This is a genomic window from Streptomyces spinoverrucosus, assembly GCF_006539505.1.
GTDB classification, from domain to species: domain Bacteria; phylum Actinomycetota; class Actinomycetes; order Streptomycetales; family Streptomycetaceae; genus Streptomyces; species Streptomyces spinoverrucosus.
Genome location: NZ_BJND01000046.1, coordinates 41366 through 67859, shown reverse-complemented (window position 1 = coordinate 67859; position 26494 = coordinate 41366). Strand labels below are relative to the sequence as shown.

Sequence of the window (26494 nt, the reverse complement as noted above, 5' to 3'; positions counted from 1 at the left end):
ATGCGACGGGGGTGTGTTGACGCCTCCGTCGTCCCAGCGATTCTGCGACGAGTTCGCCGCACTGCTGTTCGCCTCCCTGCGCCGCAGGGAGCAGCGTCACAAGGCCCAGCAGTACGTCTGCGGCCTGCTCGTCCTGCCGGGACGCAAGACCCTGCGCAATGTCGCCGCACAGTTCGAGGGCGCCGCGGCGCGGCAGAGCGTCCATCACTTCATCACCGAGTCGTCGTGGGACTGGATGCCGGTGCGCCACGCGCTCGCCCGGTGTGTGCACGAGGCCTTCGACCCGCAGGCATGGGTGATCAGGCCGACCATGATCCCCAAGGCCGGTAGTCACACGATAGGTGTCGACGAGCACTATCTGCCGCAGCTGGGCCAGGCCGTCAGCGGCCAGCAGGCCGTCGGCGCATGGCTGGCCTCCAGCCGCTGCGCCCTTCCGGTCGGCTGGCGTCTGGTGCTCTCCGAACGCTGGATGCGCACGCCGCTACGTCAGCGGTCCAGCATCCCGTCGGGGGCCGCCGCGAGCACCCTCGACGAGTGCGTCCGCGGAGTGGTGGCCGACACCGTGGCCGCCGGTGAGGTCCCCCGCGTCCCCGTGGTGGTGGACGCACAACTCGCCGACGCCGTGGGGCTGGCCCGTCATCTCGGTTCCCTCGGCCTGCCCTTCCTCGTGCGCGTCGACCCGGACGAGCACCTGCGCCTGGACACCCGGAAGCTGCCCATGTACGGGGGGCGGGAGCGCACCGCGGGCGAACTCGCGACGAACCTGACCCGGCTGTGGCGGGCGGTGGATCCGGGTGACGGTCCGACTCTGGCCGCGGCCATCCCTGTCGTCGGGCCGCGCCGGCCGTCGTCGCACGGGGACACGAAGCTGCTGCTGGTGGGCGAGTGGCCCAGGGACGGGCGTTCCGGCGGCCGGCTCTGGCTGACGGGCTCCCCGGCCGTCTCGCTCGCCCCCGTTCTCGCTCTCACCCGGCTGCCGGACGTCGTGGCGCGGGACTTCGACACCATCTCGGAGGGCGTGGGCATGAGGGACTTCGCCGGGCGCTCCTTCCCGGGGTGGCACCGGCACGTCACCCTGGCGTCGGTCGCCCACTGCATCGCCGCCTGGCCGATGCGGACCGCCGTCGGTCTATGACATCGGACACAGAAACCTTATTACTGTCCGGTAAGTTGACACTCTCGGTGCCATCACAGCGCCTTACCCATGTCTGGTTCCTAGGGTCGTGGTATTCGCGCCGAAGCCCCCACACGAGCCGCGGAACGGCCCGGAACGAGGAGTGTTCGTAGTGCAGATCAGCCTGCTAGGCCCTTTCGAGATAACCACCGACGACGGCCGGACCTTCGCCCCCAACGCGCCGAAACTCTGCCGGCTCCTGACCGTGCTGGCGCTGCAGCCCCGCGAGGCGGTGGCGACCGGCACCCTCATCAGGGAGCTGTGGGGCGAGGACGCCCCCGCCGGCGCCACCCGGACCCTGCAGACGCACATCTACCACGCACGGCGCATGCTCACCGACATGCAAGTGACCGCGGCCGAACGCCAGTTGCTCGCCACCCAGGCGCCCGGCTACCGCATCGACGTCGAGGACGACGAGGTGGACGTCTGCCGCTTCGAGCGGTTGGTGCAGCGCGCCCAAGGGGATCTCGCCGAGGGCGACCCGCAGCGGGCGGCCGGTGATCTGAAGCAGGCCCTGTCCCTGTGGCGTGGCCCGGTGCTCAGCAATTTCCCCACCGGCGACGTGCTCATCGGTCAGGCGGCGCGGCTGGAAGAACTGAAGATCCATGCCCTCGAACTGCGTGCGGAGACCGAACTCCGGCTCGGACGGCACCGGGAGTTCCTCCCCGAACTGCGGTCGCTGGTCAACAGCCACCCGCTGCACGAATGGTTCCACGGCCAGCTCATCACCGCGCTGCACCGCTCCGGCCGCCGGGCCGAGGCCCTGCAGGCGTACCAGAACCTCTACCGCATCCTGAAGCGCGAACTGGGCCTCGCGCCCTCGGCGGAACTCCAGCGTCTCCAGGCGCAGATCCTCAGCGCCGCCGGCCCCGAACAGCTGCTGCCCCTGCGCCTGCGCATCGACCACCGCCCGTGGGCCCTGAGCACCGCGGTGCCCGCCACCGCCATCGCGGGCTGAGGCCGAACCCACGGCAATGGGCGGGCCGTTACCGCGCGATGCGCGGGCGGTTCGGCAGGCCCCGTTAGCGTGCTCGTATCCCCACTCCGGCGACGCGGAAGCCGTCACCGAGACGCGAGGGCGCGGGACGGCGCATGTGCGGCCGGCCTCTGCGGCGCCCGTATCGCGACCCCCCAAGCCATCCCAGGACAAGGAGACGTGGTGACCACCGCAGCCATCGACGCCAACTCCGTCGTGCACGCCGTCCAGGACATCGTTCCAAGGCTCCGCGAGAACGGCCGGCAGGCCGAGGAAGAGCGCTGGATCCCGCAGGAGAACATCGACCTTCTGGAGAAGGCCGGAGTGTTCCGCATCGCCACGCCCGGCCGCTTCGGCGGGCTCGACCTGCCGGTCGCCGAGCAGACGAAGATCCTGGCGGAGATCGCGCGCGGCTGCCCGTCGACGGGATGGGTCGCGTCGGTCTGGGTGTCCAGCACCTGGCTGGCGACCCTGTTCCCCGACCGCGCCCAGGAGGAGATCTTCGCTCAGCCCTCGGTACGCGTCTCCGGCGGCTTCACGCCGACCGGCACGCTCACACCGACCGAAGGCGGTTACGTCCTCAACGGCAGCTGGCGCTTCAACACCGGCTGCCGCGGCGCAGACTGGAACATCGCGGCCACCATCCTGGAGAACCCCGACGGCACGCACGCCGAAGTCATCGCCATCGTGCCGATGTCGGAGTTCACCATCGCCGACGACTGGCACACCTCCGCGGCGTCCGCCACCGGCAGCTCGACCAGCACCGCGAAGGACGTGTTCGTACCGGCGCACCGCGTCGTCGACTTCGGCGAAGCGATCTTCAACGCCACACCGGACCGCAGCAACACCGGCGCCAACGGCCGCAACTACGGACTGTTCGCCTTCGTGATGGCGGAGACCGTCGCGACCTTCCTCGGCACCGCCCAGGGCGCGCTGGAACTGTTCCTCGAGCGGATCCCCGGCCGGGCCATCGCCTACACCTCCTGGGAGAACCAGGCCGAACACCCGCTGACCCAGATCAAGGTGGCCGAGGCCGCCAACAAGATCGCGGCCGCGCAGGCCCTCGAAGCGGTGTGGCTGAAGGTCCTCCAGGACCGCGCCGACGCCGGCGAGCAGCCCACCACGGAGGAGAAGGCCACCATCCGCGGCCAGGGCGCCTACGCCATACAGCTCGCCAAGGAGGCCGTCGAGATCCTCTACCGGACCAGCGGGGCCTCGGTCATCCAGCGCAGCGTCCCCCTGCAGCGCTTCTTCCGGGACGTCGAGGGCTTCTCCCTGCACGGCTTCCTGCTGCTGAGCACCAACCTCGAACTGCACGGGCGCGTCCTGCTCGGCCTCGACCCCGACACGCCACTGCTGTAGGACCGCCCAGGTCCGGCCGCTCGCACGGCACTCCAGGAACCGTCGTATCGACCACGCACAGCCGCCGCCGCACGGCTGTGCCGGAGGACTTCCCAGTATGAGCACCCACCCCGCCTCGACCACCAGCACACCTGTCACCGTGATCGGTCTGGGCATGATGGGCACGGCCTTGGCCCACGCCTTCCTCTCCCAGGGCCACCCGACCACCGTGTGGAACCGGTCGCCCGGCAAGACCGAGCCGCTCACCGCCCAGGGCGCCACCGGCGCCGACACCGTCGGCCGGGCCGTCTCGGCCGGCCCTCTCGTGGTCGTCTGCCTGTCCAACGCCGAAGCGGTGCACCAGGTCCTCGAACCCGAGGCCGAGAACCTCAAGGGCCGCGTCCTCGTCAACCTGACGTCGAGCACCCCCGAAGAGGCCCGCACCACGGCCGCCTGGGCGCAGCGGCACGGCATCGACTACCTCGACGGTGCCATCATGGCGATCCCGCCGCTGGTCGGACAGCCTCAGGCGCTCATCTTCTACGGCGGCTCGTCCGGCGCCTACTCCGCGCACGAGCAGACCCTGCGCGCCCTGGGCGGCGCGACCACCTACCTCGGCGAGGACACCGGGCTTCCCTCGATCTACGACTCCGCCCTGCTCGGCATCCTCTGGTCGACCGTCGCCGGCAACATCCATGCCCTGGCACTCGTCGGCACCGAAGGTGTCACCGCCGAGGCGTTCCTGCCGTACGCCACCGCCTGGCTCAACCACGTGGCCGTGCCCTACCTGCCCCGGCTGGCGCAAGAGGTGGACCGCAAGGAGTACGCCACCGAGATCTCCACGCTCAACGTCAACAGGGAAGCCATCGCCCACCTGGTGAGCGCCTCCCGCTCCCAGGGGGTCAGCCCGGAGCTGCTGCTTCCCGTCCAGGCCCTCATCGAACGCCGGGTCGCGCGCGGCCACGGCTCCGACAGCCTGTCGAGCCTCATCGAGGAACTGCGCAATCCATCGGCGTGAGCCGCGCCCGCCCGTACCCGAACCTTCAAGGAGACACCGTGAGCCCCGACACCCGTCCCGGTGACCCTGCGATACCCGAGGCCGCAGCCCGCGGAACCGGACGACGTACCGTACTCAAGGCCGCGAGCCTGACCGCACTGCTCGGCGCGACCGGCGTGAGCCACGCCGCCGCCGCGGAGTCCGCGGACGCCGGCGGCGGCCACGACGTCATCGTCATCGGCGCCGGTTTCGCCGGCGTCGCCGCCGCCCGCGAACTGCGCCGCAACGGGCTGCGGCCGCTGATCCTGGAGGCCCAGCGCCGTATCGGCGGCCGCACCTACACCGCCGACTTCGCCGGCGAGCGGGTCGAAATGGGCGGCGCCTGGTTCGACGAGGGGCATCCGCACGCCTGGAAGGAACTGCTGCACTACGGCCTGCAGCGCACCACCGACGAGGCCCCGGACGTGGCCTACTTCCCCGCCGAGCAGGGATCCCGCGCCTACACCCCCGCCGAGGGCTTCGGCCGGCTCGCCGAGCTCGTCGCCCCGGTCTTCGACGGCTCCCAGCAGTACTTTCCGCGCCCTCTCGACCCGTTCGCCCGTGAGGACCTGGTGCGCCCGCTCGACCGGATGACCCTGATCGAGCGGATCGACGCGATGAACCCCACTCCGGTGGACCGGAAATGGCTCACCGGCTATCTCGGCGGCCTCTCCGGCGGCGACTCCGCCCGCGGCTCGCTGACCCAGATGGCCCAGTGGTGGGCGCTGTCCGACTGGAACTTCGACACGTTCTCCAGCGGCACCTCCTCCCGCCTCGTGCACGGCACGGCCGCGTTCATCCAGGCCATGCTGGAAGACGCGGACGCGGACCTGCGCCTGAACGCGCCCGTCTCCAGAGTCGAGGACCGCGGCAGCCACGTCCGCGTCACCACCAGGAGCGGCGCGGTCTTCCACGCCCCCTTCGCCGTGGTCGCCGTACCGGTCAACGTGTGGAACCGCATCACCTTCGCCCCCGGACTGCCCGCGGAGCACCGCGGCCTCGCCGAGCAGACCGTCGCCGTCCCGCAGGCCAAGAAGCTCTGGCTCCATCTCCGCACCGAGAAGGGCCTGTTCTACGCCTCCGGAGCGGAAGGCGACCCGGGGATCGCCGACATCGTTCCCACCCAGCGGCTCACCGAGGGCCACCTCGCCTTCGCCTTCAGCACCGACCCCGCACTCAAGGTGACCGACCGGGCGCAGATCCAGGCCTCGCTGCGGCGCTGGGTGCCCGACGTCGAGGTCCTCGCCGTCAAGGGCCACGACTGGGGCAACGACCCCTACGCCCGCGGCGGCTGGACGTACAAGCGGCCCGGCCAGCTCACGGGTCCGCTGCGGGCCGTCCAGCGCCCCGTCGGCCGTCTCTCCTTCGCCACCAGCGACATCGCCCTCGGGTGGAGCGGCTGGGTCGACGGCGCCATCGAGTCCGGCCTGCGCGCAGCGGGCCAGGTCCTCGACCGGTGAACATCCGCCCCGCGACTGTGCCGGAGAACCGATGACCGAGCAATCAGCACCCCTTCGTACCGATCCCCCTCATACCGATCCCTCTCGTACCGATCCCTCTCGTACCGATCCCCTTCCTATCGACCCCAGCGGCAGCGACATCCACGCCGAGGGCGCCCGGCTGCGGGCACGAGGACCCGTCGCACAGGCGGAACTGCCCGGTGGAGTGACCGCCTGGGTCGTGACCGACGACGCCCTGGCCAGGAGCCTGCTGACCGACGACCGGGTCTCCAAGGACGCGTATCTGCACTGGCCCGCCTGGGAGAACGGCGAAGGCGAACTCGCCCGCAGTTGGCCGCTCGCCTCCTGGGTGGCCGAACGAAGCATGATCAACGCCTACGGCGGCGACCATCGCAGGCTGCGCAAACTGGTCGCCAAGGCGTTCACCGCCCGCCGCACCGCCGCCCTGCGCCCCACGGTCCAGACGCTCGTGGCCGACCTGCTCGACGACATCGCCGCCACGACACCCGGCCACCCCGTGGACATCCGCGGTGACTTCGCCTACCCCCTGGCGATCCGGGTCATCTGCGAACTCCTCGGCATCCCCCACGACATGCGCGCGGACCTCTTCCGGGTCGTCGCCGACATGTTCCGCACCTCCGCCACCCTGGAGGAAGTGCAGGCCACCGGGGAAGAGCTGCACGGCCTGATGACCGCGCTCATCGCACACAAACGCCGCACGCCGGGCGACGACCTGGTGAGCGCACTCATCGCCGCGCGCGACGACGAGGAGTCCGCCGGACTCGACGAGGTCGAACTCGTCGACATGGTCCTGCTGATGATCGGCGCGGGCCACGAGACCACGGTCAACCTGCTCGACCAGGCCATTCATTCCCTGCTCACGCACCCCGAGCAGCTGCGCCTCATCGAGAACGGCGACGCCTCCTGGGACGACGCGATCGACGAGGCGTTGCGACACGAGGCACCGATCGCCAACCTGCCGATGCGCTTCGCCGTCGAGGACATCGAGGCCGGCCAGGTGACGATCGCCAAGGGCGACGCCCTGATCATCTCCTACAGCGCCATCGGCCGTGACCCGGCCGTCCACGGCGCCGACGCCGACGCTTTCGACATATCCCGGCCCACCCGACAGGACCACATCTCCTTCGGCTACGGGGTGCACCGCTGCGTCGGCGCACCGCTCGCCCGGCTGGAGGCCTCGCTCGCCCTGCCCATGCTCTTCGCGCGTTTTCCCGGCATCAGCCTGGCCGTCACGACGGACCGGCTCCAGCCCCTGGAGTCGTTCGTGTCCAACGGGCACCGCACGCTCCCCGTCCTCCTCAAGCAGGCCTGACCATGGACGACGAGCTGTTCGACTACGTGATCGTGGGCGCGGGCTCGGCCGGGTCCGTACTGGCCGCCCGGCTCACCGAGGACCCCGCCGTACGGGTCGCTCTCGTCGAGGCGGGGGGACCCGACACGGACCCCGCCATCCGGGTCCCCGGCGCCTCACTCGCCCTGCTCGGCACGGAACTCGACTGGGGCTACGCGACGGTGCCCCAGCCCGGTCTCGGCGGCCGCAGCGTCGACTGGCCCCGCGGCAAGGTCCTGGGCGGCTCCTCGTCGCTCAACTTCCAGATGTGGATCCCGGGTTCCGCCGACGACTACGACGCCTGGGGCCGCACCGCCGGTCCCACCTGGTCGTGGCAGACCGTCCGGCCCCACCTGCGCACGGCGGAACGCTGGGCGGGAGCCCCGGCGGAGGGCACCTCGTACGGCGACGACGGTCCCCTGTGGATCTCGCCGCCCCGTGACCCCGACCCCACCACGGCCCACTTCCTGAGGGCCTGCGCCGACCTCGGGCTCGGACCCATTCCGGGCGGCCTCGGCGGCCCGCACCTCAACGGCAGCGCGCTCACCCCGCTCAACCAGCGCAACGGCACTCGGTGGAGCTCCGCCGACGGCTATCTGCGCCCGGCCCTCGAACGCGCCAACCTGACCCTGTTCACCCGGCAACAGGCCCGGCGCATCGTGCTGGAGAACAACCGCGCCCGCGGCGTGGAGCTGGCCGACGTCCGCCTGATGGCCCGCCGTGAGGTGATCCTCAGCGCCGGTGCCGTCGGTTCACCGCACCTGCTGATGCTGTCCGGCATCGGCGACGAGCGAGAGCTGGCGGCCGCGGGCGTCGAACCGCGCGTGCACCTGCCCGGCGTGGGCCGCAATCTGCACGACCATGCGACGCTCGACGTCATCCGGCACGCGGTCTCCCCGGTACGCCTGGCGGACGCCGAGAGCGCGCACGCCCTCAAGCAGTTCGAGGAGGACCGGGTCGGTCCGCTGACCTCCAACATCGCCGAGGCGGTGGGATTCCTCCGCAGCGACGGCCGCCCCGGCCCGCCCGACCTCGAAGTCATCTGGGCCCCCATCGCCTTCCAGGGGGACGCCCTCGCCGACGGACTGACCATCGGCGTCGTACTGCTGCAACCCGAGAGCCGGGGCACCGTCTCGCTCCAGACCCCCGACCCCGACACGCCACCCCTGATCGACCCGCAGTACCTGTCGGCCCCGGTGGACCTGCACCGCCTCGCCGCCGGAGCGCGCTTCGCCGAACGCCTCTTCGCCACCGACGCCCTGCGGCCCCTGGTGGGCGAGGCCATGTCCCCCTGGACCGACGACATGAGCGACGAGGCCCTGCTCCAGCACATCCGGGACCACACGGGCACCCTCTTCCACCCGGTCGGCACCTGCCGCATGGGCCTCCCGGACGACGACGCCGCGGTGGTCGACCCGGACATGCGAGTCCGCCAGGTCCACGGTCTTCGCATCGTGGATGCCTCGGTGTTCCCCCGCATCACCCGGGGCCACACCCACGCCCCCGCCGTCATGCTGGCCGAACGGGCCGCGAGCCAGATACGCGAGGCAACCTCTGGTTGAACCACCCGCTCCACCCGCCGAGTCACCCACGAGAGTGGACGTCCCCCGGTACCTCTCAATCCACGCATGTCCGGGCATCCCCCTGACGATGATGCGGGCGTGACTGCTCCGATCCTTCGCTCCGCGCCCCAGCCGCCCCGGTCCGCCCGCCGCCTCGCGGTGGCCGGACTGGGCGCGCTGGCCCTGCTGACGTCGTCCACCCTGCTCACGCCCGGACCTGCCCGAGCGGCGTCCCCACCACGGCCGGTGACCGTGCCGGAGAGGGGTACGAACGCGTACCTGGACGCCATCCGACACCAACCCCGCCTGCTGAGTGGCTTCTTCCGGAAGCTGCCCAAGGGGGCGGATCTGCACAACCACCTCTCCGGCGCGGCCACCACCGAGTATCTGATCGAGCTGGCCGCCGAAGACGGACTGTGCATCGAGACCGCGACGATGACCGCCGTCGCCCCACCCTGCGGTACGGGGACCCGGCCCGCCGCCGACGCCCGAACCGACCGCGCCTTCCACGACGCGATCCTCCGCGCCTGGTCCATGCAGGACTTCCCGCCGGACCAGAACGGCCACGACCACTTCTTCGCCACCTTCGGCAAGTTCGGGGCGGTGTCCGAACGCCACCGCGGCAAGCTGCTCGCCGAGGTCGCCGACGACGTGGCCGCGCAGAACCAGTTCTATCTGGAGACCATGGTCACCCCGGCCTCCGCCGGTGCGAAGAAGCTCGCCGCCGAGGTCGGCTGGGACAGCGACCTGGCCAAGCTGCACGGGAAGCTGACGGCCGGGGGCAAGCTGGACAGGCTGGTGGCCGAGGCCCGGGAGGAAGCGGACGCCGCCGACGCCGAGTTCCGTACGGCAGCCCGCTGTGACACCGGTCAGCCGCGGCCCGCCTGCGATCTGCCCGTCCGTTTCATCTCCCACGTGGGGCGCGGCAGTTCACCGGAGCGGGTCTTCACCCAGATCGCCCTCGGCATGCGCCTGGCCGAGCGGGACTCCCGGTTCGTCGCGGTCAACCTCGTCCAGCCCGAGGACGGCGAGATCGCCCTGCGCGACTACCGCCTGCACATGCGCATGCTGAACCACCTGCGCGGCGTCTACCCCCGCGCACACATCACCCTGCACGCGGGCGAGCTGTGGCCCGGTCTCGTCAAGCCCGAGGACCTGAAGTTCCACATCCAGCAGGCCGTGGACGTCGCCGGTGCCGAGCGCATCGGCCACGGTGTCGACCTGGTCCACGAGGACGACTGGCAGCGCACCGCCCGCACCATGGCCGACCGCGAGATCGCCGTCGAGGTGCCCTTCACCAGCAACGCCCAGATCCTCGGCGTACGCGGCGACGACCACCCCTTCACCACCTACCGCCGCCACGGCGTCCCGGTCGTGCTGTCCACCGACGACCCCGGCGTCAGCCGCACCGACATCAGCCGCGAGTACCAGTACGCCGCCGAGACCTACGCCCTGTCGTACCCGGACCTGAAGGACCTGGCCCGGGCCTCCCTGGAGTACGCCTTCCTGCCGGGCGGCAGCCTGTGGCGCGGCAATCCGACGCGGGACGGGTACCACCTCGCGGGCGCCTGCCGGGGTGAACGGCCCGGTGTTTCCGATCCCGGTCCGGGCTGTCGCCGTCTGCTGGCGGCCAGTCCCAAGGCCGCGCTCCAGTGGCGGCAGGAGGCCGCCTTCCACTCCTTCGAACGGACCTTCGGCAGCACGCCGGGATACGGGGTGTGACCCCCTCACTGCCCCCGCCGCTCAAGCGCCCGGCGCAGCGCCACGCGCACCTCGTCCGGCGGGGGCGGGCCGTCGCTCTCCGTGCCGGAGGTGATGGCCGCGGCGACCGTGTGGAGCTTGGTGTTGGAGAGCTGGGAGGCCTCCCGCAGGATGTGCCAGGCCTCGTCCGAGGTGCAGCCGTGGGTGGCCATGAGGATGCCGCGGGCCTGGTCGATCACCGGGCGGGAGGCGATGGCCCGGCGCAGGTGCTCGATCTCCTCGCGCAGATCGTGGAGCTGTTCCGCGCGTTCCAGGGACACGGGGGAGGGGAGGGGAGCGGGCGACGGGCGGGCCGGGGGGTTCGGGTCTGCGGGGCGCAGGGGGTCGGTGGTGTCCAAGCCGATCAGCTCCAGGATGCGGCGCGGCTGGCCGTGCCAGTTGGTGGCGGAGACCGGGATCAGGTGCCGGCGCCCGTAGTCGCGCAGGGTGTCGAGGAACTGCTGTCCTGCCGTGTCCATGAAGATGACGCCGACCATGTCCAGCTCCACCCGGCCGGTACCGGCGGGCAGTTCGGCCAGCGCCTCGGCCAGGATGTCGGCGCAGCCGTGGACGACCTCGCCCCGCGCGCACAACACGGCCCGGCCGGTGCCGTCGGTGCGGCAGTCGATGGTGAGTGGGTGCAACCGCTCCCCGAGAGAGGGTGGTGCCACTGAGGTCATGTCACCGCCTTCGTGGTCCCGAACGTCGTGGACAGTCAGTCCTGGAGTGGACAGTCAGTCTGGAGTGGAGCCCCCCGTCGCCCCGATGCTGAACGTGCGCCTTCCCGAGACGCGGCGCCCTACACCCCGCCGGCCGCCCGGCTTCGGGGATTGACCGGTTCGTGTCGGGGTAGGCGCGACGTGTCCAGGAGTATGGGGAGACGGCTGTGACCATCCAGTACCGGGTTCCGTCCGGGTCCGGCGGCGCGGCGGAGCTGACCGTCGCACCGCTGGCCGAGCGGTTCGGCGTACGCGCGGTCGGAGAGGTGGGGCTGGCCACCCGCGGGATCTGGGAACGCGCACTGGAGGAGGTCGTGCGGGACGGCAGGGCCGTGTGTCACCTGGAACTGGCCGCCGTGACGTTCGTGGACGTCGCGGGCGCCGGGGTGCTGGTGGACGCCGCGCGGCGGCTGCCCGCCGGCCGGCGGATCGTGGTCCACCGGCCGCCGCCCGCCCTGTGCCGGACACTGGAGTTGTTCTGGCCCGATCTGTCGGCGATCGAGGTGGCGATGTCATGAGTGCGTCCTTCGTGCACCCCGCGCTGTTCTACGCCGACGAGCACGAGTACCTCGACGGCACCGTCCCCTTCATCCGCGAGGGCCTGGCCGCCGGGGAGCCGGTGGCGGTGGCCGTGCCCGGCAAGAACCTGGCGCTGATCCGGGACGGGCTCGGCGACATCGCCGACGCGGTGCGGCTGCTGGACATGCGCGAGGCCGGACGCAACCCCGGCCGCATCATTCCCGGCGTGCTACGCGCGTTCGCCGACGCCCAGCCGGCCGGCCGCCGGGTGCGGATCATCGGCGAGCCGATCTGGGCCGGCCGCACCCCCACCGAGTACCCGGCCTGCGCCCAGCACGAGGCCCTGATCAACGCGGCGTTCGCGGGCCGCCGGGTGACCATCCTGTGCCCGTACGACGTCCGGGCCCTGGACGAGGAGGTGCTCACCGACGCCCGCGCCACCCATCCCACGGTCATCTCCTCGGGCCGGGAGCAGGGCAGTTCGGCGTACGACTGGGAAGGCGTCGTCAGCCGCTACAACGAGCCGCTGCCCGTCGTGCCGGACGCGCTGTCCTTCGCGTTCGCCGCCGACTCGCTGCCGACGGCCCGGCACACCGCCACCCGGGAGGCGGCGCGGTTCGGGCTGGCCGGTACGCGACTGGAGGACCTGGCGCTGGTCACCGCCGAGCTGACCACCAACAGCGTGGTCCACGGCGGCGGTTCGGGTGAGCTGCGGGTGTGGGCCGAGGACGGGTACGTGGTGTGCGAGGTCCGTGACACGGGCCGCCTTGCGGACCCGCTCGCGGGCCGCCGCCCCGCCGCCCGGGACCAGCGCGGGGGCCGGGGGCTGCTGCTGGTGAACCTGGTCGCCGACCTGGTACGCGTGCACACCGGCGAGGAGGGGACGACGATCCGCTGCTGGTTCGCCCGCTGAGCACGTCCCGGGGACCGGTCGGTGTGCTCAGGGCGTCAGCGGGTCCAGATCCAGCGGTGCGACCCGGCCCTCCAGCATGGTGCCGAGGCCCTGTATGGCGCACACGTCGGGCCGTTCGGCGATGTGCACCGGCATGCCGGTGGCCTGCCGCAGCATCTGGTCGAACCCGGGGAGCAGGGCGCTGCCGCCCACCATCATGATCCCCCGGTCGGCGAGGTCGGCCACCAGGTCCGGCGGGCAGTCCCGCAGCACCTTGCCGATACCGTCCAGCACCGCGGTCAGCGGCGTCTGGATGGCGTCGCGCACGGCGGCGGTGGCGACCCGCACGCTGCGGGGGAGGCCGGTGGCGACATCACGCCCGTGGATCTCCGTGGAGGCCGGTCCGTGCGGGGTGAGCCCGTTGCCGGACAGGGCGAGCTGCAACGGTCGTACCGACTGACTCGGCAGCATCAACTCGTGCTCGTGCCGCAGATGCTGCACGATCGCGTGGTCCACGGCCTCACCGCCGACCGGAATCCGCTCGGCGGTCACGATCGAGCCGAGGGAGAGCACCGCGACCTGCGTGGCGGCCGCCCCGCACACCAAAACCATGGTCGCCTCCGGCTGCTCCACCGGCAGCCCGCAGCCGACGGCGGCGGCGATGAGCGTGTCGACCAGCTCGACCCGCCGCGCCCCGAGCCCGACCAGGGTCTCGATGGTCGCGCGCTGGGCGAGGGGATCGGCGTCGTGCGGCGTACAGGCGGCGGCGCGCAGCCGCGGCTTGCGGCGCAGCGTGCGGCGGATCTTGTCGCCGAGCAGATGGCGCAGCATCCGCTGGGCCATCTCGATGTCGACCACCGTGCCGCCGGACACCGGCCGGACGACCCGGATGTAGTGCGGTGTGCGTCCGGTCATCTTCTCGGCGAGCTCACCGACCGCGATCAGCGCCCCGGTACGGGTGTTCATGGCGGCCACCGACGGCTGGTCCACGACGAGCCCCGTGCCCTTGACGTACACCCGTGTCCGCGCCGCCCCCAGGTCGACGGCGAAATGGCAGCGCCGCAGCTGCTCCAGACTGGCGGTCATGGCGGATCCTCCCGAGCACATGGACCGAGGTGCCGCCGGGCGGCGGGCCTCATTGGCATCGTGCGGGGGCCCGGGTGGGGGGCGCCTTCTGGAGGGGGCCGGGCGGGGCTCGGCCGTACGGGTGGTCTTGCGGTGCGCCGGGCCCGGCAAGCTTGACGTGACTGCCCGGAGCCGACTCCGGGCGATCCCCACCAGCTCGTGCATGCTCCCCGTCGCACTGGCGGAAACCCGCCACTGCGCCAACCCGCCACCTCCGTTCAACTCCCCGGCAACACAAGCCCCCTGACACTCGTCCCCATCACCCGACGAGGAGAGGGCGTGGGATGACCAGAGGACCAGTCGGACGTGGGGCGGTGACGCTGGCGGCCGGGCTTGTGCTGGGGCTGCTGCCCGCCGGTCCGGTGGCCGCGCAGGAGAGCGTGGCGGACGCCGCCGGGGCCGGTGCCCGTACCGTCACGCTCGTCACCGGCGACCGGGTGACCGTCACCGACCTCGGCGGCGGCCGGAAGACGGTCACGGTGGACCGGCCCGAGGGGGCCACCGGGGCGGTGCGCACCCAGTCGGCGAACGGCACCCTCACCGTCGTACCGGACGAGGCCCTGCCGTATCTGCGCGCCGGCACGCTCGACGAACGGCTTTTCGACGTCGGCGAGTTGATACGTCAGGGGTACGCCGACGACCGGACGGGCGAGCTGCCGCTGATCGTGACGTACGGCAAGGGCGTGCGGGCCGCCACCCCGGCCGGTGCCGAGCGGACCCGCGCGCTGCCCTCCGTGCGCGGCGCCGCCGTCGAGGCGGTCAAGGGGCGGGAGTTCTGGCGGGCGGTCACCCGGAAGTCCGCCGGGATCGACGGCGTCTGGCTGGACGGGCGGGTCAGCGCCGACCTGGCCGAGAGCAACGCCCAGATCGGGACACCGGCCGCCTGGGAGGCCGGGCTCACCGGCAAGGGCGTCACCGTCGCCGTGCTCGACACCGGCGTGGACACCACCCATCCCGACCTGGCGGAGCAGGTCTCCGTGAGCCGGAGCTTCATCGAGGGGCAGGAGGTCGCCGACCGGGACGGGCACGGCACGCACGTCGCCTCCACCGTCGCCGGTACGGGGGCCGCGTCGGACGGTGCCGAGAAGGGTGTCGCACCGGGCGCCGCGCTCGCCGTCGGCAAGGTGCTCGACGACCAGGGCTCGGGCAGCGAGTCGCAGATCATCGCCGGGATGGAGTGGGCCGCGCGGGAGGTGGGCGCGGACATCGTGTCCATGAGCCTAGGTACGACCGAGCCGAGCGACGGCACCGACCCCATGGCGCAGGCCGTCAACACCCTGTCCAAGGAGACGGGCGCGCTCTTCGTGGTCGCCGCCGGAAACACCGGGCGCCCCCTCCTCCATCGGTTCGCCCGGCGCCGCCGACGCCGCCCTCACCGTGGGCGCGGTCGACTCCGCCGACCGGGCCGCCTACTTCACCAGCGCCGGACCCCGTTTCGGCGACCAGGCGCTCAAGCCCGACCTCGCGGCACCGGGCGTCGACATCCTCGCCGCGCGGTCCCAGCTCAGCCCGGGCAGCGGCTCCTACACGACCATGAGCGGTACCTCGATGGCGACCCCGCATGTGGCGGGGGTGGCCGCGCTGCTCGCCGAGCGGCACCCGGACTGGACGGGCGCCCAGCTCAAGGACGCGTTGATGTCGACGTCCCGGCAGGTCGACGCCTCCGCCTACACCTTGGGCGCGGGCCGGGTGAGTGTGCCCGACGCGATCGACGCGTCGATCACCGCCACCGGAAGCGTCGATCTCGGGTTCTACCGGTGGCCGTACGACAGCAATCAGCCGGTGACGCGGACCCTCACCTACACCAACTCCTCCGACCAAGACATCGAGGTGAGCCTGTCCGTCGAGGGCACGGACGGCATCGCCACCCTCGCCGACTCCACCCTCACCGTCCCCGCGCACGGCACCGCCTCCACCACCGTGACCGGTGACGGCGCACAGGCGCCGGTGGGGAACAACAGCGGGCGGATCGTCGCGTCCGTCGACGGCGAGCCGGTCGCGCACACCGCGTTCGGGCTGGTCAAGGAGGAGGAGCGGTACACCCTCACCGTCCACGTCAAGGACCGCGACGGCGCTCCCACCGCCGCCGACCTCGTCGTGCAGCGCCTCGCCGAGGGCGCCGACCCCGCCCCGGCCCATGTCGGCGACTCCGGCACGCTCCAGCTGCGGCTGGCCCCCGGCACCTACAGCCTGGCGTCCTTCCTCGACGTCCGCGGCAGCCACGGCGCCGACTCGCTCGGCCTGGGCTTCCTCGCGGCACCGCAGATCACCCTCGACCGGGACGTGGAGGTCACGCTCGACGGGCGCGAACTGCGGGAGATCGAGGCCGAGGTCGACCGGCGCACCGAGACCCGGCAGCTGATCATGGAGTACGACCGCAGCGCGCACGGCTCCGAGCTGTTCGGCGCGGTGCAGGTGCCGGTGAGGTACGACAGCGTCTTCGCCGCGCCCACCCGGAAGGTCACCGAGGGCAGCTTCGAGTATCGGACCGTGTGGCGGCTCGGCAAGCCGCTGCTTGAGGTGCGCGGGGTCGGCGAGGCGCTGGTCCAGCCCGGCAGCACCCTGATCGAGGGCCGCAGCAGGCTGCCGTTGGTGGACGTCGGGGACGGCCCCATGACCGATGTGCGCGGCAAGGCGGTCCTCGCCCGCCTCACCGAGGGCACCGAGCCCGCCGCGCTCGCCCAAGCCGCCCAGGAGGCGGGCGTGAAGGCGCTGTTCGTGACGGACGACGCGCCCGGCCGCCTGAACGCCTGGTGGGGCGACGACGACAACGCCGACCGCCCGTTCCAGATCGCCACCGTCAACGCCGCCGACGCGGCACGGCTGCGGAACGCCGGGACGGTCGACATGACCGGCACCCGGAACACTCCGTACGTCTACGACCTGTCGAAGGGCTACCCGGGCGCCGTACCGGACCGCGATCTGACCTACGCGCCCGACGAGGACGAACTCGCCGCCGTACGGACCAGGTTCCACGCGCGCGAGCCGGTTCCCGGCGGCGAGTTCCGGTACTCGATCACCGACACCTTCCCCATCGGCCTCGGCTTCCGCGAGCGGATCGACTACCCGGCCGAGCGCACCGACTACGTCTCCACCGGCGCCGGACAGCTGTGGCACGAGTCGGTCGTGCTCGGGGAAGGAGACCTGGAGCAGCGCAGCGGGCTCGTCCGCTACCGGGGCGGCACCCGGCCCACGCTGAACTGGTTCCAGCCGGTCTGGCACCCCTGGCTCGGCACCGGGCTCGGCTGGGGACAGGAACGCTCCGGTGACCAGCTCCAGTTCAACACGCCGGGCTGGGGCGACTCCGGGCCCGACCACACCGGCTTCGGCGATGTGTGGAGCGAGGAGAGCGGCATGTCCCAGTACACGGAGGTGTATCTGGACGGCGAGCTGGTCGACCGGCGGCGCGGCTCCGGCGTCTACGTCCGGGACGCGCCCGCCGACGAGCGCACCTACCGGGTGGTCACCGACACCACGCTCGACGCCGGGCGCTGGGAACCGGCCACGCGGGGCCACGCCGAGTGGACGTTCCGGTCGGCGGAGACACCCACCGACCGCTGGACGTACCTGCCGCTGATCAACCTCGGCTTCGACATCGACACCGACCTCGCGGGCGAGGTGCGGGGCGGACGGAAGATGCCCGTCGGGATCCACGCCGAGTACGTGCAGGGCGCGGTGGACACCGGGCGCATCCGGCAGGCGACGCTCGAAGTGTCCTACGACGACGGGCAGTCGTGGCGGCCGGTGCGGTTGACGGGCGAGGCGGGCTCCTGGCGTGGGGTGCTGAGCGTGCCGCGGGATGCCTCGTACGTCTCGCTGCGGGCGTCGGCGCGGGACGACCGGGGCGGCTCGGTGATCCAGACGATCACCGGCGCGATCGGGGTGCGGTAGCACACGGACGGCGCCGCCTCCCTGGGACGGGGAGGCGGCGCTGTCGCGTCAGAAAGGCCCGGCTATCCCCAGCTCGGTCAAGTCCTGTGGCCGGATACGAAGTTGGTCGGCCGTCGACTCCACGTCCTCCGGCGGTCGTTTGAGGATCGCGGCGGCGAGCTCCGGGGCTATGACGGAGAAGTAGCTGTCCGGCGTGGCCCACGTGTTGCCCGGCACGGCCAGGGCGAGCGCGCCGCCCGAGCCGCCCTCGCCGATCACCAGCGTCGTGATCGGGGTGCGGGCCGAGGCCACCGCGCCGAACAGGTCGGCGATCGCCGCGCCCACACCCTGCCGCTCCGCCTCCGCGTCGTTCGCCGCGCCCGGGGTGTCCACCAGCGTCAGCACCGGGATGCCGAGCCGGTCCGCGAGGCGGATCAGCCGGGCGGCGGTGCGGTAACCGGCCGGACGGGTCGCCGTCCCGGTCTGGGCGGCGTACGCGACCGTACGGCCCTCATGCTCGCCGAAGCCGCACAGCATCCCGTCGTCGGTGCCGCCGCACCGGTCGCCGCTGATCGCCACCCGATGGCCGAAGTAGGCGTCCAGATAGCTCTGCGCGCGCGGGCGTTGCGGCGAGCGGGCCCGCTGGACGGCGGCCCAGCCGGACGCGGGCAGGTCGGTCGCGCCGAGCGGGTGCGGCGGCGGCGCCGGTTCCGTGGAGGGGGCGGTGAGCAGCCGGAGCCATTGCCCCAGCGTCGGCCGCAGTTCCTCCGGGCCTACGACCGCGTCGGCGGCGCCCGCCGCGACCTGGGCCTCCGCCGTGTACGCCGCCGGGTCCGCGTCCGCCGGGCGGACCCGGGAGCCCGCGAAGCCGACCTGGGCACCGGGCAGCGCGAGGATCACGTCGGCGCCCGCGCCGAGGGTGGCCCAGCCACCGCCCGTGGTGGGGTCCCGCAGCACGGCGAGTTGCGGCAGCCCGGCCTCGCGGGTGAGCGCCGACTGGCGGGCCACCCGCTGGAGCTGGGACAGCGCGACCATGCCCTCCTGCATCCGGCTGCCGCCGGTGGCGATCAGCGCGACGACCGGCAGCCGGTGGTCGCGGGCGTGGGTGTGCGCCGCCTCCAGACGGTCGCCGGTGCGTTCGCCGAGCGAGCCGCCGAGGAAGCCGAACTCGAAGGCGATCAGCACGGCCGCGGTGCCCTCGATGCGGGCGGTGCCGCAGACGACGGACTCGTCCTCGCCGGTGCGGTCGGCGGCGCCGGCGCGCAGGGCGTCGTAACCGTCCCAGGCGAGTGGGCCGTTGGGCGTGGACTGCCTGGCTGGAGACGAAAGTTCGGTGAAGTCGTCGGTGACGAGGGCTATGGCCGCGCGGGCGGAGGGGCGCTCAGGCATGCAGCGCCCGCTTCATGATCTTCCCCATGTCGTTGCGGGGCAGGGCGTCGAGGTGGTGGACGACCCGCGGCCGCTTGTGCGGGGCGAGACGACGGGCCACGTGGTCGGCCAACTCGTCGACACCGGGCGGGGATTGCGGATCCGCCGGCACGATCCAGGCGACGATCCGCTCCCCGAGGTCGGGGTCCGGCTCACCGGTGACGGCGGCCTCGCGCACCCCGGGGTGCTCCAGGAGCGCGTTCTCGATCTCACCGGCGCCGATCTTGTAACCGCCGCTCTTGATCAGGTCGGTGGCCTTGCGGCCGACGATCCGGACGTAGCCGTCGGGGGCACGCACCGCCATGTCGCCGGTGCGGAACCAGCCGTCGGCTGTGAAGGCGGCGGCGGTGGCGTCGGGCCGGTTGAGGTACTCGGTGAACAGGTTGGGGCCACGCACCTGAATCTCCCCGACGCTCTCGCCGTCGTAGGCCTCGATGGGCGTCCCGTCGTCCTCCACCAGCCGCAGCTCCACGCCGGGCAGCGGGACGCCGACGGTGCCGGGGCGGGCCTCGCTGTCGGCGCGGACGCTGGTGTTCATCAGCGTCTCGGTCATCCCGTACCGCTCGATGACCCGGCGGCCGGTGGCGGCCGCGATCCGCTCGTGGTCGTGCACGGGGAGCGCGGCCGAGCCGGACACCAGCAGCCGCGCCCCGGCCAGCGCCTTGACCAGCTCGGGGTCGGTGGGGAGGGCCTCGGCGATGCGGTGGTACATCGTCGGGACGCCGAACAGCATGGTCGCGCCCGTGCTCAGCTCCCGGGCGACGCCCTCGGGGCTGAACCGGCCGAGGTGACGGACCGATCCGCCGCGCCGCAGCGGGCCGAGGATCCCGAGGACCAGCCCGTGCACATGGAACAGCGGCAGCCCGTGCACCAGCACGTCGTCGCCGGTCCACTGCCAGGCGTCGGCGAGCGCGTCGAGGGTCGCGGCGATCGCGCGGCGCGGGATGACGGCGCCCTTGGGCGGGCCAGTGGTGCCGGAGGTGTAGACGATCAGGGCGGGGGCGGCGTCGTCGGCGTCGTCTCCCAGGGCGGGGCCGGTCGCGTGGATGTCGACGTCGATGCGCGGCAAGTCGGTGAGCGGGGCGGGGAGTTCGGCGCCGGGGTCGGTGAGTACGGCGTCCGGGGCGCTGTCGGTGAGGATGTGCCCGAGTTCCTTGTCGCCCGACTTCGGGTTGAGCGGTACGGCGGCCACCCCGGCGGCGAGGGCGCCGACGGTGGCGACGGCGGTCTCCAGGGTCGGGGTCGCCCAGACGGCGATCCGGCTGGCCGTACGGATCCGGTCGGCCACGGACGCCGCGGCGGCGGCGAGTTCCGTGTAGGTCATGACCCGGTCGCCGAAGCGCAGCGCGGGCCGGTCGCCCGCGTCGCCGACGTCGCCGGTCAGGGCCGGGAAGAGAGAGGACACGCGTCGTACTCCTTGGTCGTCGTCACCTGTTGCCTCCACGATTTCAGCCGACTCCCGGCGCCTCCACCACGTCCGCTACCACCTTGTTCTCCTCGCAGGGTGCACCGGCCTTCAGGCCGGGGGTGAATGCGAGCCCCTGCGGAGCAGGGCAGGAACAGCCGTTACGCCCCCTGGGCGGAACGGCGTTCGCCCTCCTCGACCGCACGGCGCACGAGATGCAGCAACTCGGCATTGACTGAGCGGTCGTCGGCAGCGGCGAGGGTCTTCAGCTTGGCGTACAGGTCCTCGGGGATGCGGAACGTGAAGTTGACCATGGCCTCAGTATGAGCCTAGTTTGAGGTCATGTCACGTTTCCGGATGTACCCGACGCCCGCGCAGGCAGAGCAGATGCTCACGCACTGTGCGCACGCCCGGTACGTGTGGAACCTCGCCGTCGAGCAGCACTCGCACTGGCGACGCGGACGTAAATCCGCTCCCGGTTTCGCCGAGCAGTGCCGCCAGCTCACCGAGGCCCGACGCGAGAACGGGTGGCTCGGGGCCGGGAACGTCGATGTCCAGCAGCAGGCGCTGAAGGACTTTGCCAAGGCCAAGAACGCCCGCTTCGTCTCGGGGTTCGGCGAGCCGACTTGGCGCAAGAAGTTCCGGCACGAGGGCTTCCGGGTCATCGGTGCCGACCGCGTCCCCGAGTACAGCGAGGACGGCTCGCCGAAGCTGAACGCGAAGACCGGCAAGCAGGTCATGGGCCGCTCGGTCGTCGTGCAGAAGCTGAACCGGCGGTGGGCGCAGGTGAAGGTGCCCGGCTGCGGATGGGTGCGCTTCCGGCTCGGCGCAAAGGGCAAGGGCGCCGGACTGCCCGCCGCGAAGACGTTCCGGGTCACCTTCCGCAACGGGCAGTGGCACATCGCGTTCGCCGTCATCCCCAAGCCGATCGACGCACCCGGTACGGGCGAGGTCATCGGCATCGACCGGGGCGTGACCATTACCGCCGCCCTCTCGGACGGCCGGAAGCTGAACTGCCCGCAGCTCACGGTCAAGGAGCGGGCGCAGATCCGCAAGCATCAGCGGCGTGCCGCCCGCGCCCCGAAGAGCAGTGACCGGAAGACCGCCGAGTACGCGAAGGTCGCCAAGCTCAAGGCCAGGGAGGCGAACCGGCGCAAGGACTGGTGCGAGAAGACCAGCACCATGCTCGCCCGCTCCTACGACGTGGTCCGTTTCGAGAAGCTGAACATCAAGAACATGACCCGCTCGGCGAAGGGAACCCTCGCCGAGCCGGGCAAGAACGTACGGCAGAAGGCCGGGCTCAACCGGGGCATCCTCGCGCAGGGCTGGGGCCTGCTCCGCCGGCGCACTGAACACAAAGCCCCGGGGCGGGTCGAGGACGTACCCGCACCCTTTACGTCTGTGCGGTGCAGTGCCTGCGGGTGGATCGAGAAGAAGTCGCGCAAGAGCCAAGCCGAGTTCGTCTGCGTGTCCTGCGGGTTCACCTGCAATGCCGATGAGAACGCAGCAATGAATGTCGCGGCAGGACAGGGCGGGATCCCCCGCCCCCGGCGATCAGCCGGTGCCGGAGGGGTGACAGCGGCCACCGGCCGTTCGAGCGCCCGTGAACCTCAACCCACCTGGGTTGGAATCCCCCTCTTTTAAGAGGGGGGAGGATGTCAAACAACTGACGTTGTCCGGACCGCCGGCGGTGGCTGGTGGCCTCCTCGGGAGTCAGGCGGCCCTCGTCGATCAGGGACCGGTTCCGTGCACCGATACTGGGGCTTGACCGAAGGTGAAGGTCAACGTATGTGCGAAGACGTCGTGTGGGGACGTCCTACGAGGATGGAGATCGCCGTGACCCGTATAGCCCTCGTCACTTGTCGTCCCGGGCCCGAGGTCAGTGTCGATCGGGATCTGCCGGTGCTGGTGGAGGCGTTGGGGGAGGCCGGGGCCGACGCGGTTGCCGTGGAGTGGGATCGGGCCGGGGTCGACTGGGGTGCGTTCGATCTTGCCGTCATCCGATCGACCTGGGACTACAGCTGGCGGGCGGCCGAGTTCGTGGAGTGGGCCGAGGCCTGCGGGAAGGCCACGCGGCTGGCCAATCCGGCGGACGTGGTGCGGTGGAACGTCGACAAGCGGTACCTGGGCGAGCTGGCGGCGGCCGGGGTGCCGGTGGTGCCGACCCGGTATGTCGCGCCGGGCGAGACGGTCGAGCTGCCCGGTGACCGGGAGTACGTCGTCAAGCCGACCTCGGGCGCGGGCGCACGGTTCGCCGCCCGGTACACGCCCGACCAGCACGACATCGCCGTACGGCACCTTTCGCGGATGCACGCCGAGGGTTTCACCGCGATGGTGCAGCCGTACGTCACGGGCATCGACGTGGCCGGGGAGCGGGCGCTGCAGTTCTTCGCCGGCCGGTTGCTGCACGCCAGCCGGAAGGGGGCGGTGCTGGCGCGGGGGACGGCGTACGACGAACGCAAGGTCGCCCATCCCGGGCTGGAGATCTGGCACCCGACGGACGCGGAACTGGCCGTCGCGGAACGCGCGTTGGCCGCCGTACCCGGCGCTCCGGAGCTGCTGTACGCGCGCGTCGATCTGGTCGACGGGGAGGACGGGGAGCCGCGGGTGATGGAGCTGGAGCTGGTCGAGCCGAATCTGTTTCTGTCGCTGCACAGTGCTTCTGTGCCGGGGGTTGTGGGGGCGGTGTTGGGGGCTGCTCGGGGGTGATCGGGTGGGGGTCGGGTGCGGGTGGTACGGGTGGGTCCGGGGGCGCGGCGGGCGTGCTGGGCGGTAGCTCTGGGCGGGTGTGTGGTCGGTGGGTCTGGGGCGGGGCGTGCCGGGGCGGTGGGTCTGGGGCCGGGGGTGCCGGTGGGCGGATTGGGGACGGCTGCGCCGGTCGGAGGGGGCATGCCGGTGTGGGCGTGCCGGGGCGGTGGGTCTGGGGCCGGGGGTGCCGGTCGGTGGTTCGGGACGGGCGTCACGGTCGGCGCGTTCGGGGCGGGAGTGCCGGTCGGTGGGCCGGGCCGCGCGGGCCAGCCGGTCGGTTCGGAGGGGGCATGCCGGTCTGGGCGTGCCGGGGCGGTGGGTCTGGGGCCGGGGGGGGGTGCCGGTCGGTGGGTCCGGGACGGGCTGACGGTCGGTGGGCCCGGGCCGGGTATGCCGGTCGGGGGCCCGGGCGGGGCCGCGCCGGGCGGTCGGTTCGGAGTGGACGTGGGCGTGCCGGTCGCACGCCGGGCACGTAGGCGCGCCCGGCACCCCCGTTACGCCCACCCCGCCCCCTCCGGGGTCACAGGATCCGGCGGCCGCCGATCATCGTGCGTTGGAGTAGGCCCCACGTGAATTCCGCGACCACCTCGTGGCGGTGGCCGTCGATGTCCGGGGCGGTGAAGGCGAGGCCCCAGCGGCTGGGGGCCGTGCCCTCCAGGGGGCGGGCGGGGGCGAAGGCGCGGGCCGCGTCGTCGACCGTGCAGGACCAGGGGTAGAGGTCCTCGACCGTGAGCAGCTCGGCGGGCTTGGCGTCGGGTGCGCGGACCAGCCACTCGTTCCAGACCGCGCCGCCCGGGGCGAGCAGCACCTCGAAGCGCAGGTCGGGCCAGAGGATGACCGGCCACTGCCAGGCCTCGCAGTCCAGGTCGCCGATGCGGCGGGAGGTCGTCCACTCGGGTGCGCCGAGGATCGCCCGGTGCCTGCTCTGGGCGGCGCGGACCCGCGGTGAGCGGAGCAGCATCTGCCAGCGCCGGTTCGCCTCCTGCATGCGCGTGACGGAGACGCCCAGTTCGCGGCGGGCGTCCTCGACCAGGTCGGGGTTGTGGTCGGCCATGCGGCGCAGCAGGACCACCTGGAACTCGACAGGGCTGAAGGGGCTAGTGGGGTTCTCTGCGGAGGACGGCATGCGAACCATCGTCGCCCATTCGGCCCCTTCCCGGGCGCCGTCCGTCCGGAAGGAACAGCACGGAGTTGACGTATCGGGTCCGGTCGTGTAATGGGAGGACCCTCCGTAGTAGTCCGTGTGACGCGACGTGCGAAGTGGCTGCTTGGTGGGCCTCCAGGGGGAAGTCGGCGAGGGGGATCCAGTGGTCGCCGGGGAGCACCCAGCCGTCATATCCGAGCATCGCCAAATACGTCAGGACGGGCGAGATGGGTTGGATACGGGACTCCAGTTCGACGAACAGGGCAGGGCGGTCGCGGGTCAAGAGCGCCGTGCCGCCGCGCAGGACCGCCAGCTCGCTGCCGTCCACGTCGATCTTGATGAAGCCGACGTCCCGCAGGCTCAGATCGTCCAGCGCGACGCAGCGCACGTCCACCGCGACGGCGTGGATGTCCCTCCGGACGAGGGACGACACGCCCCGGTTTCCGGTGCCGTCGGGCGGCAGCCAGAGGCGGGCCCGGCCTGGGCGGTCCGCGGCGGCGGCCTGGATCACCCGGACGTTGGGCGGCGCCGTGGCGGCGAGCAGCCGGGCCAGGTGCGGGACCGGTTCGATGGTCACCACCCGGCGGGCGTGCCCGGACAGACGGCGGGTCCAGGGGCCGTACCAGCCGCCGATGTCCACCGCCGTGCCGCAGCCGGGCGGGCACAGCTCGGCGATCCTCGCCAGCTCCGGTTCGAAGCGGGGATAGACCGCACGGGCGGTCGCCGCGACGAGGCGGGCCGGGAGGAAGGGGGCGAGGCGGGCGGCGAGCGTGGTCATGGGGCCATCCGTTTCCGGTGCACAAGGCTTCGGGTCCGAGGGTCCGAGGCCGTCCGTCATGGGGCCACTTGTCACGTGGCCATGCGTTTGAGGAGTTCCTCGTGCTCGTCCTCGGAGACCTGTTCGCCGGAGGACGGCAGGAGTTGCGGGATGCCGTCGACGATCGGGTAGCGGCGGCGCAGGCGCGGGTTGTACAGCGCCTCGGCCGACGTCACCGACTCGTCCGGCGGCACCAGGTGCAGCGGCCCCTTGTCGAGCGGGCACGCCAGGATCTTCAGCAGCTGGTCGTCGAAACTCGGGGAGGAGCTCATGGTGGGGTCAACTCCTTGGCGGGAGCGGGGGGTTGGGGAGCGGGGTCGTGCTTCGGCATCGTCAGCAGCACGGTGACCGCCAGCGCCGTGCCCGCCAGCCGCAGGGCGAGCCGCAACGGATCGTCCGGCAGCGCCTCGCCGAACGACAGCGTGCCGAGCACCGCCGTGTACAGGCAGGTCACCGTCGTGCACACCGGCACGATCAGCGAGGCCCGGCAGCGTTGCAGCGCCGCCTGTGACATCACCAGGCCGAACGCGCCGGTGAACAGCAGCAGGTACGGATACGGGGAGCGCAGCACGCCGAGCAGCGCGCCCCCGATGTCACCGCCCGACCAGTAGCCGGAGACGCCCTTGATGGCGAGCGAGCTCACCCCGTAGAGCAGGCCCACCGCCACCCCGTACTCGACGCCCGTCGTCGGCATCCGGTGCCGGCGCGAGGCGCGGCGCTCGGCGGCGCGGTACAGCCACACGCCGCCCGCGAGCGACGGCACGCACAGCAGCAGCACCAGCGGGTAGGGGGCGCCGTGGCTGACGGTGTCCGTGCCCTCGTCCAGGGAGAGCACGACCATCAGCAGCGCGCCGAGGATCGCGGCGAGGGCGTACCGCTCACGCCCGGTGGTCTCCTCGCCCAGCAGCCGCGCGGACAGCAGGACGAGCAGGACCAGCCCGGAGACGAAGATGCCCTGCGCGGCGGCGATCGGCAGGGTGCGGTAGACGATGAGCTGGGCGGCGAAACCGGCCGCGAGGGCGAGCGAACCGCCGATCCACAGCGGGCTGCCGAGCACCAGGCGCAGCAGGCGGCCCGGGCGGCGGACGGTGACCTCGGGCAGCGCGGCCAGCGCCCGCTTCTCCAGCACGAACCCGCCGCTGTACAGGACGTTCGCGAGCAGGGCCGCGGCCACTCCCCACCACACG

21 protein-coding genes and 1 pseudogene are annotated in these 26494 nt (G+C 72.3%); 13 read left to right on the top strand and 9 right to left on the bottom strand.

Features of this window, described 5'->3' with window-relative positions:
• Positions 1-16: 16 nt before the first annotated feature.
• The 8 genes from SSP24_RS28650 (at position 17) to SSP24_RS28615 (ending at position 10622) form a co-directional block, all read left to right on the top strand.
• Positions 17-1135: an IS701 family transposase gene (locus SSP24_RS28650; RefSeq protein WP_229865120.1), complete on the top strand. Its 1119-nt coding sequence runs from the start codon at positions 17-19 to the stop codon at positions 1133-1135.
• Positions 1136-1286: 151 nt separating this feature from the next.
• Positions 1287-2132, top strand: a complete 846-nt coding sequence (locus SSP24_RS28645) for an AfsR/SARP family transcriptional regulator (RefSeq protein WP_141312605.1) — start codon at positions 1287-1289, stop codon at positions 2130-2132.
• A 201-nt stretch (positions 2133-2333) separates the two neighbouring features.
• Positions 2334-3512, top strand: coding sequence for an acyl-CoA dehydrogenase family protein (locus tag SSP24_RS28640; RefSeq protein ID WP_218037111.1), 1179 nt, complete (start codon positions 2334-2336; stop codon positions 3510-3512).
• 97 nt (positions 3513-3609) lie between these two features.
• The gene (locus tag SSP24_RS28635) at positions 3610-4509 is read left to right on the top strand and encodes an NAD(P)-dependent oxidoreductase (protein ID WP_141312604.1); all 900 of its coding nucleotides are present in this window, start codon (positions 3610-3612) and stop codon (positions 4507-4509) included.
• A gap of 38 nt (positions 4510-4547) precedes the next feature.
• Positions 4548-5987, top strand: a complete 1440-nt coding sequence (locus tag SSP24_RS28630) for a flavin monoamine oxidase family protein (protein WP_167529735.1) — start codon at positions 4548-4550, stop codon at positions 5985-5987.
• 220 nt (positions 5988-6207) lie between these two features.
• Positions 6208-7320, top strand: coding sequence for a cytochrome P450 family protein (locus SSP24_RS28625; protein WP_229865127.1), 1113 nt, complete (start codon positions 6208-6210; stop codon positions 7318-7320).
• 2 nt (positions 7321-7322) lie between these two features.
• Positions 7323-8900, top strand: coding sequence for a GMC family oxidoreductase (locus SSP24_RS28620; protein ID WP_141312602.1), 1578 nt, complete (start codon positions 7323-7325; stop codon positions 8898-8900).
• Between the two features lie 99 nt (positions 8901-8999).
• Positions 9000-10622, top strand: coding sequence for an adenosine deaminase family protein (locus SSP24_RS28615; RefSeq protein WP_373306690.1), 1623 nt, complete (start codon positions 9000-9002; stop codon positions 10620-10622).
• Positions 10623-10627: 5 nt separating this feature from the next.
• Here the strand turns inward: SSP24_RS28615 and SSP24_RS28610 are convergent, their stop codons facing one another.
• The gene (locus tag SSP24_RS28610; RefSeq protein ID WP_141312600.1) at positions 10628-11320 is read right to left on the bottom strand and encodes an ANTAR domain-containing protein; all 693 of its coding nucleotides are present in this window, start codon (positions 11318-11320) and stop codon (positions 10628-10630) included.
• Between the two features lie 206 nt (positions 11321-11526).
• On the opposite strand from SSP24_RS28610, the gene SSP24_RS28605 reads away from it, so the two are divergent.
• Positions 11527-11877 (top strand): STAS domain-containing protein, encoded by a 351-nt coding sequence (locus SSP24_RS28605; protein WP_141312599.1) that lies wholly within the window; start codon positions 11527-11529, stop codon positions 11875-11877.
• Positions 11874-12791 carry an anti-sigma factor RsbA family regulatory protein gene (locus SSP24_RS28600; RefSeq protein WP_141312598.1) on the top strand — a complete coding sequence of 306 codons (918 nt, stop codon included), beginning with the start codon at positions 11874-11876 and terminating at the stop codon, positions 12789-12791. Before SSP24_RS28605 ends, SSP24_RS28600 begins: the two co-directional genes overlap by 4 nt.
• A 27-nt stretch (positions 12792-12818) precedes the next feature.
• Here SSP24_RS28600 and SSP24_RS28595 read toward each other — a convergent pair whose 3' ends face one another.
• Positions 12819-13856, bottom strand: coding sequence for a rod shape-determining protein (locus tag SSP24_RS28595; RefSeq protein WP_141312597.1), 1038 nt, complete (start codon positions 13854-13856; stop codon positions 12819-12821).
• 323 nt (positions 13857-14179) lie between these two features.
• Between SSP24_RS28595 and SSP24_RS28590 the strand changes: the two are divergent.
• Positions 14180-17786, top strand: a pseudogene (locus SSP24_RS28590) (S8 family serine peptidase).
• Positions 17787-17834: 48 nt separating this feature from the next.
• Here the strand turns inward: SSP24_RS28590 and SSP24_RS28585 are convergent.
• The 3 genes from SSP24_RS28585 to SSP24_RS28575 form a co-directional block, all read right to left on the bottom strand.
• A complete protein-coding gene (locus SSP24_RS28585; protein ID WP_141312596.1) occupies positions 17835-19154 on the bottom strand; it encodes a carboxyl transferase domain-containing protein in 1320 nt (439 codons plus the stop codon).
• Positions 19147-20598, bottom strand: a complete 1452-nt coding sequence (locus SSP24_RS28580; RefSeq protein ID WP_141312595.1) for an acyl-CoA synthetase — start codon at positions 20596-20598, stop codon at positions 19147-19149. Before SSP24_RS28580 ends, SSP24_RS28585 begins: the two co-directional genes overlap by 8 nt.
• Positions 20599-20759: 161 nt before the next feature.
• Entirely contained in the window at positions 20760-20912 is a 153-nt protein-coding gene (locus tag SSP24_RS28575) for an Arc family DNA-binding protein (RefSeq protein ID WP_141312594.1), read from the bottom strand.
• A 28-nt stretch (positions 20913-20940) separates the two neighbouring features.
• On the opposite strand from SSP24_RS28575, the gene SSP24_RS28570 reads away from it, so the two are divergent.
• Positions 20941-22242: an RNA-guided endonuclease InsQ/TnpB family protein gene (locus tag SSP24_RS28570; protein WP_141312593.1), complete on the top strand. Its 1302-nt coding sequence runs from the start codon at positions 20941-20943 to the stop codon at positions 22240-22242.
• A 192-nt stretch (positions 22243-22434) separates the two neighbouring features.
• Positions 22435-23307, top strand: coding sequence for an ATP-grasp domain-containing protein (locus SSP24_RS28565; protein WP_141312592.1), 873 nt, complete (start codon positions 22435-22437; stop codon positions 23305-23307).
• Between the two features lie 559 nt (positions 23308-23866).
• Here the strand turns inward: SSP24_RS28565 and SSP24_RS28560 are convergent.
• The 4 genes from SSP24_RS28560 to SSP24_RS28545 form a co-directional block, all read right to left on the bottom strand.
• Positions 23867-24481 (bottom strand): hypothetical protein, encoded by a 615-nt coding sequence (locus tag SSP24_RS28560; protein ID WP_141312591.1) that lies wholly within the window; start codon positions 24479-24481, stop codon positions 23867-23869.
• Positions 24444-25268 (bottom strand): FkbM family methyltransferase, encoded by an 825-nt coding sequence (locus tag SSP24_RS28555; RefSeq protein ID WP_141312590.1) that lies wholly within the window; start codon positions 25266-25268, stop codon positions 24444-24446. Before SSP24_RS28555 ends, SSP24_RS28560 begins: the two co-directional genes overlap by 38 nt.
• Positions 25269-25339: 71 nt before the next feature.
• Positions 25340-25579 (bottom strand): Trm112 family protein, encoded by a 240-nt coding sequence (locus SSP24_RS28550; protein ID WP_141312589.1) that lies wholly within the window; start codon positions 25577-25579, stop codon positions 25340-25342.
• Positions 25576-26481, bottom strand: coding sequence for a hypothetical protein (locus tag SSP24_RS28545; RefSeq protein ID WP_141312618.1), 906 nt, complete (start codon positions 26479-26481; stop codon positions 25576-25578). Before SSP24_RS28545 ends, SSP24_RS28550 begins: the two co-directional genes overlap by 4 nt.
• Positions 26482-26494: the final 13 nt, after the last annotated feature.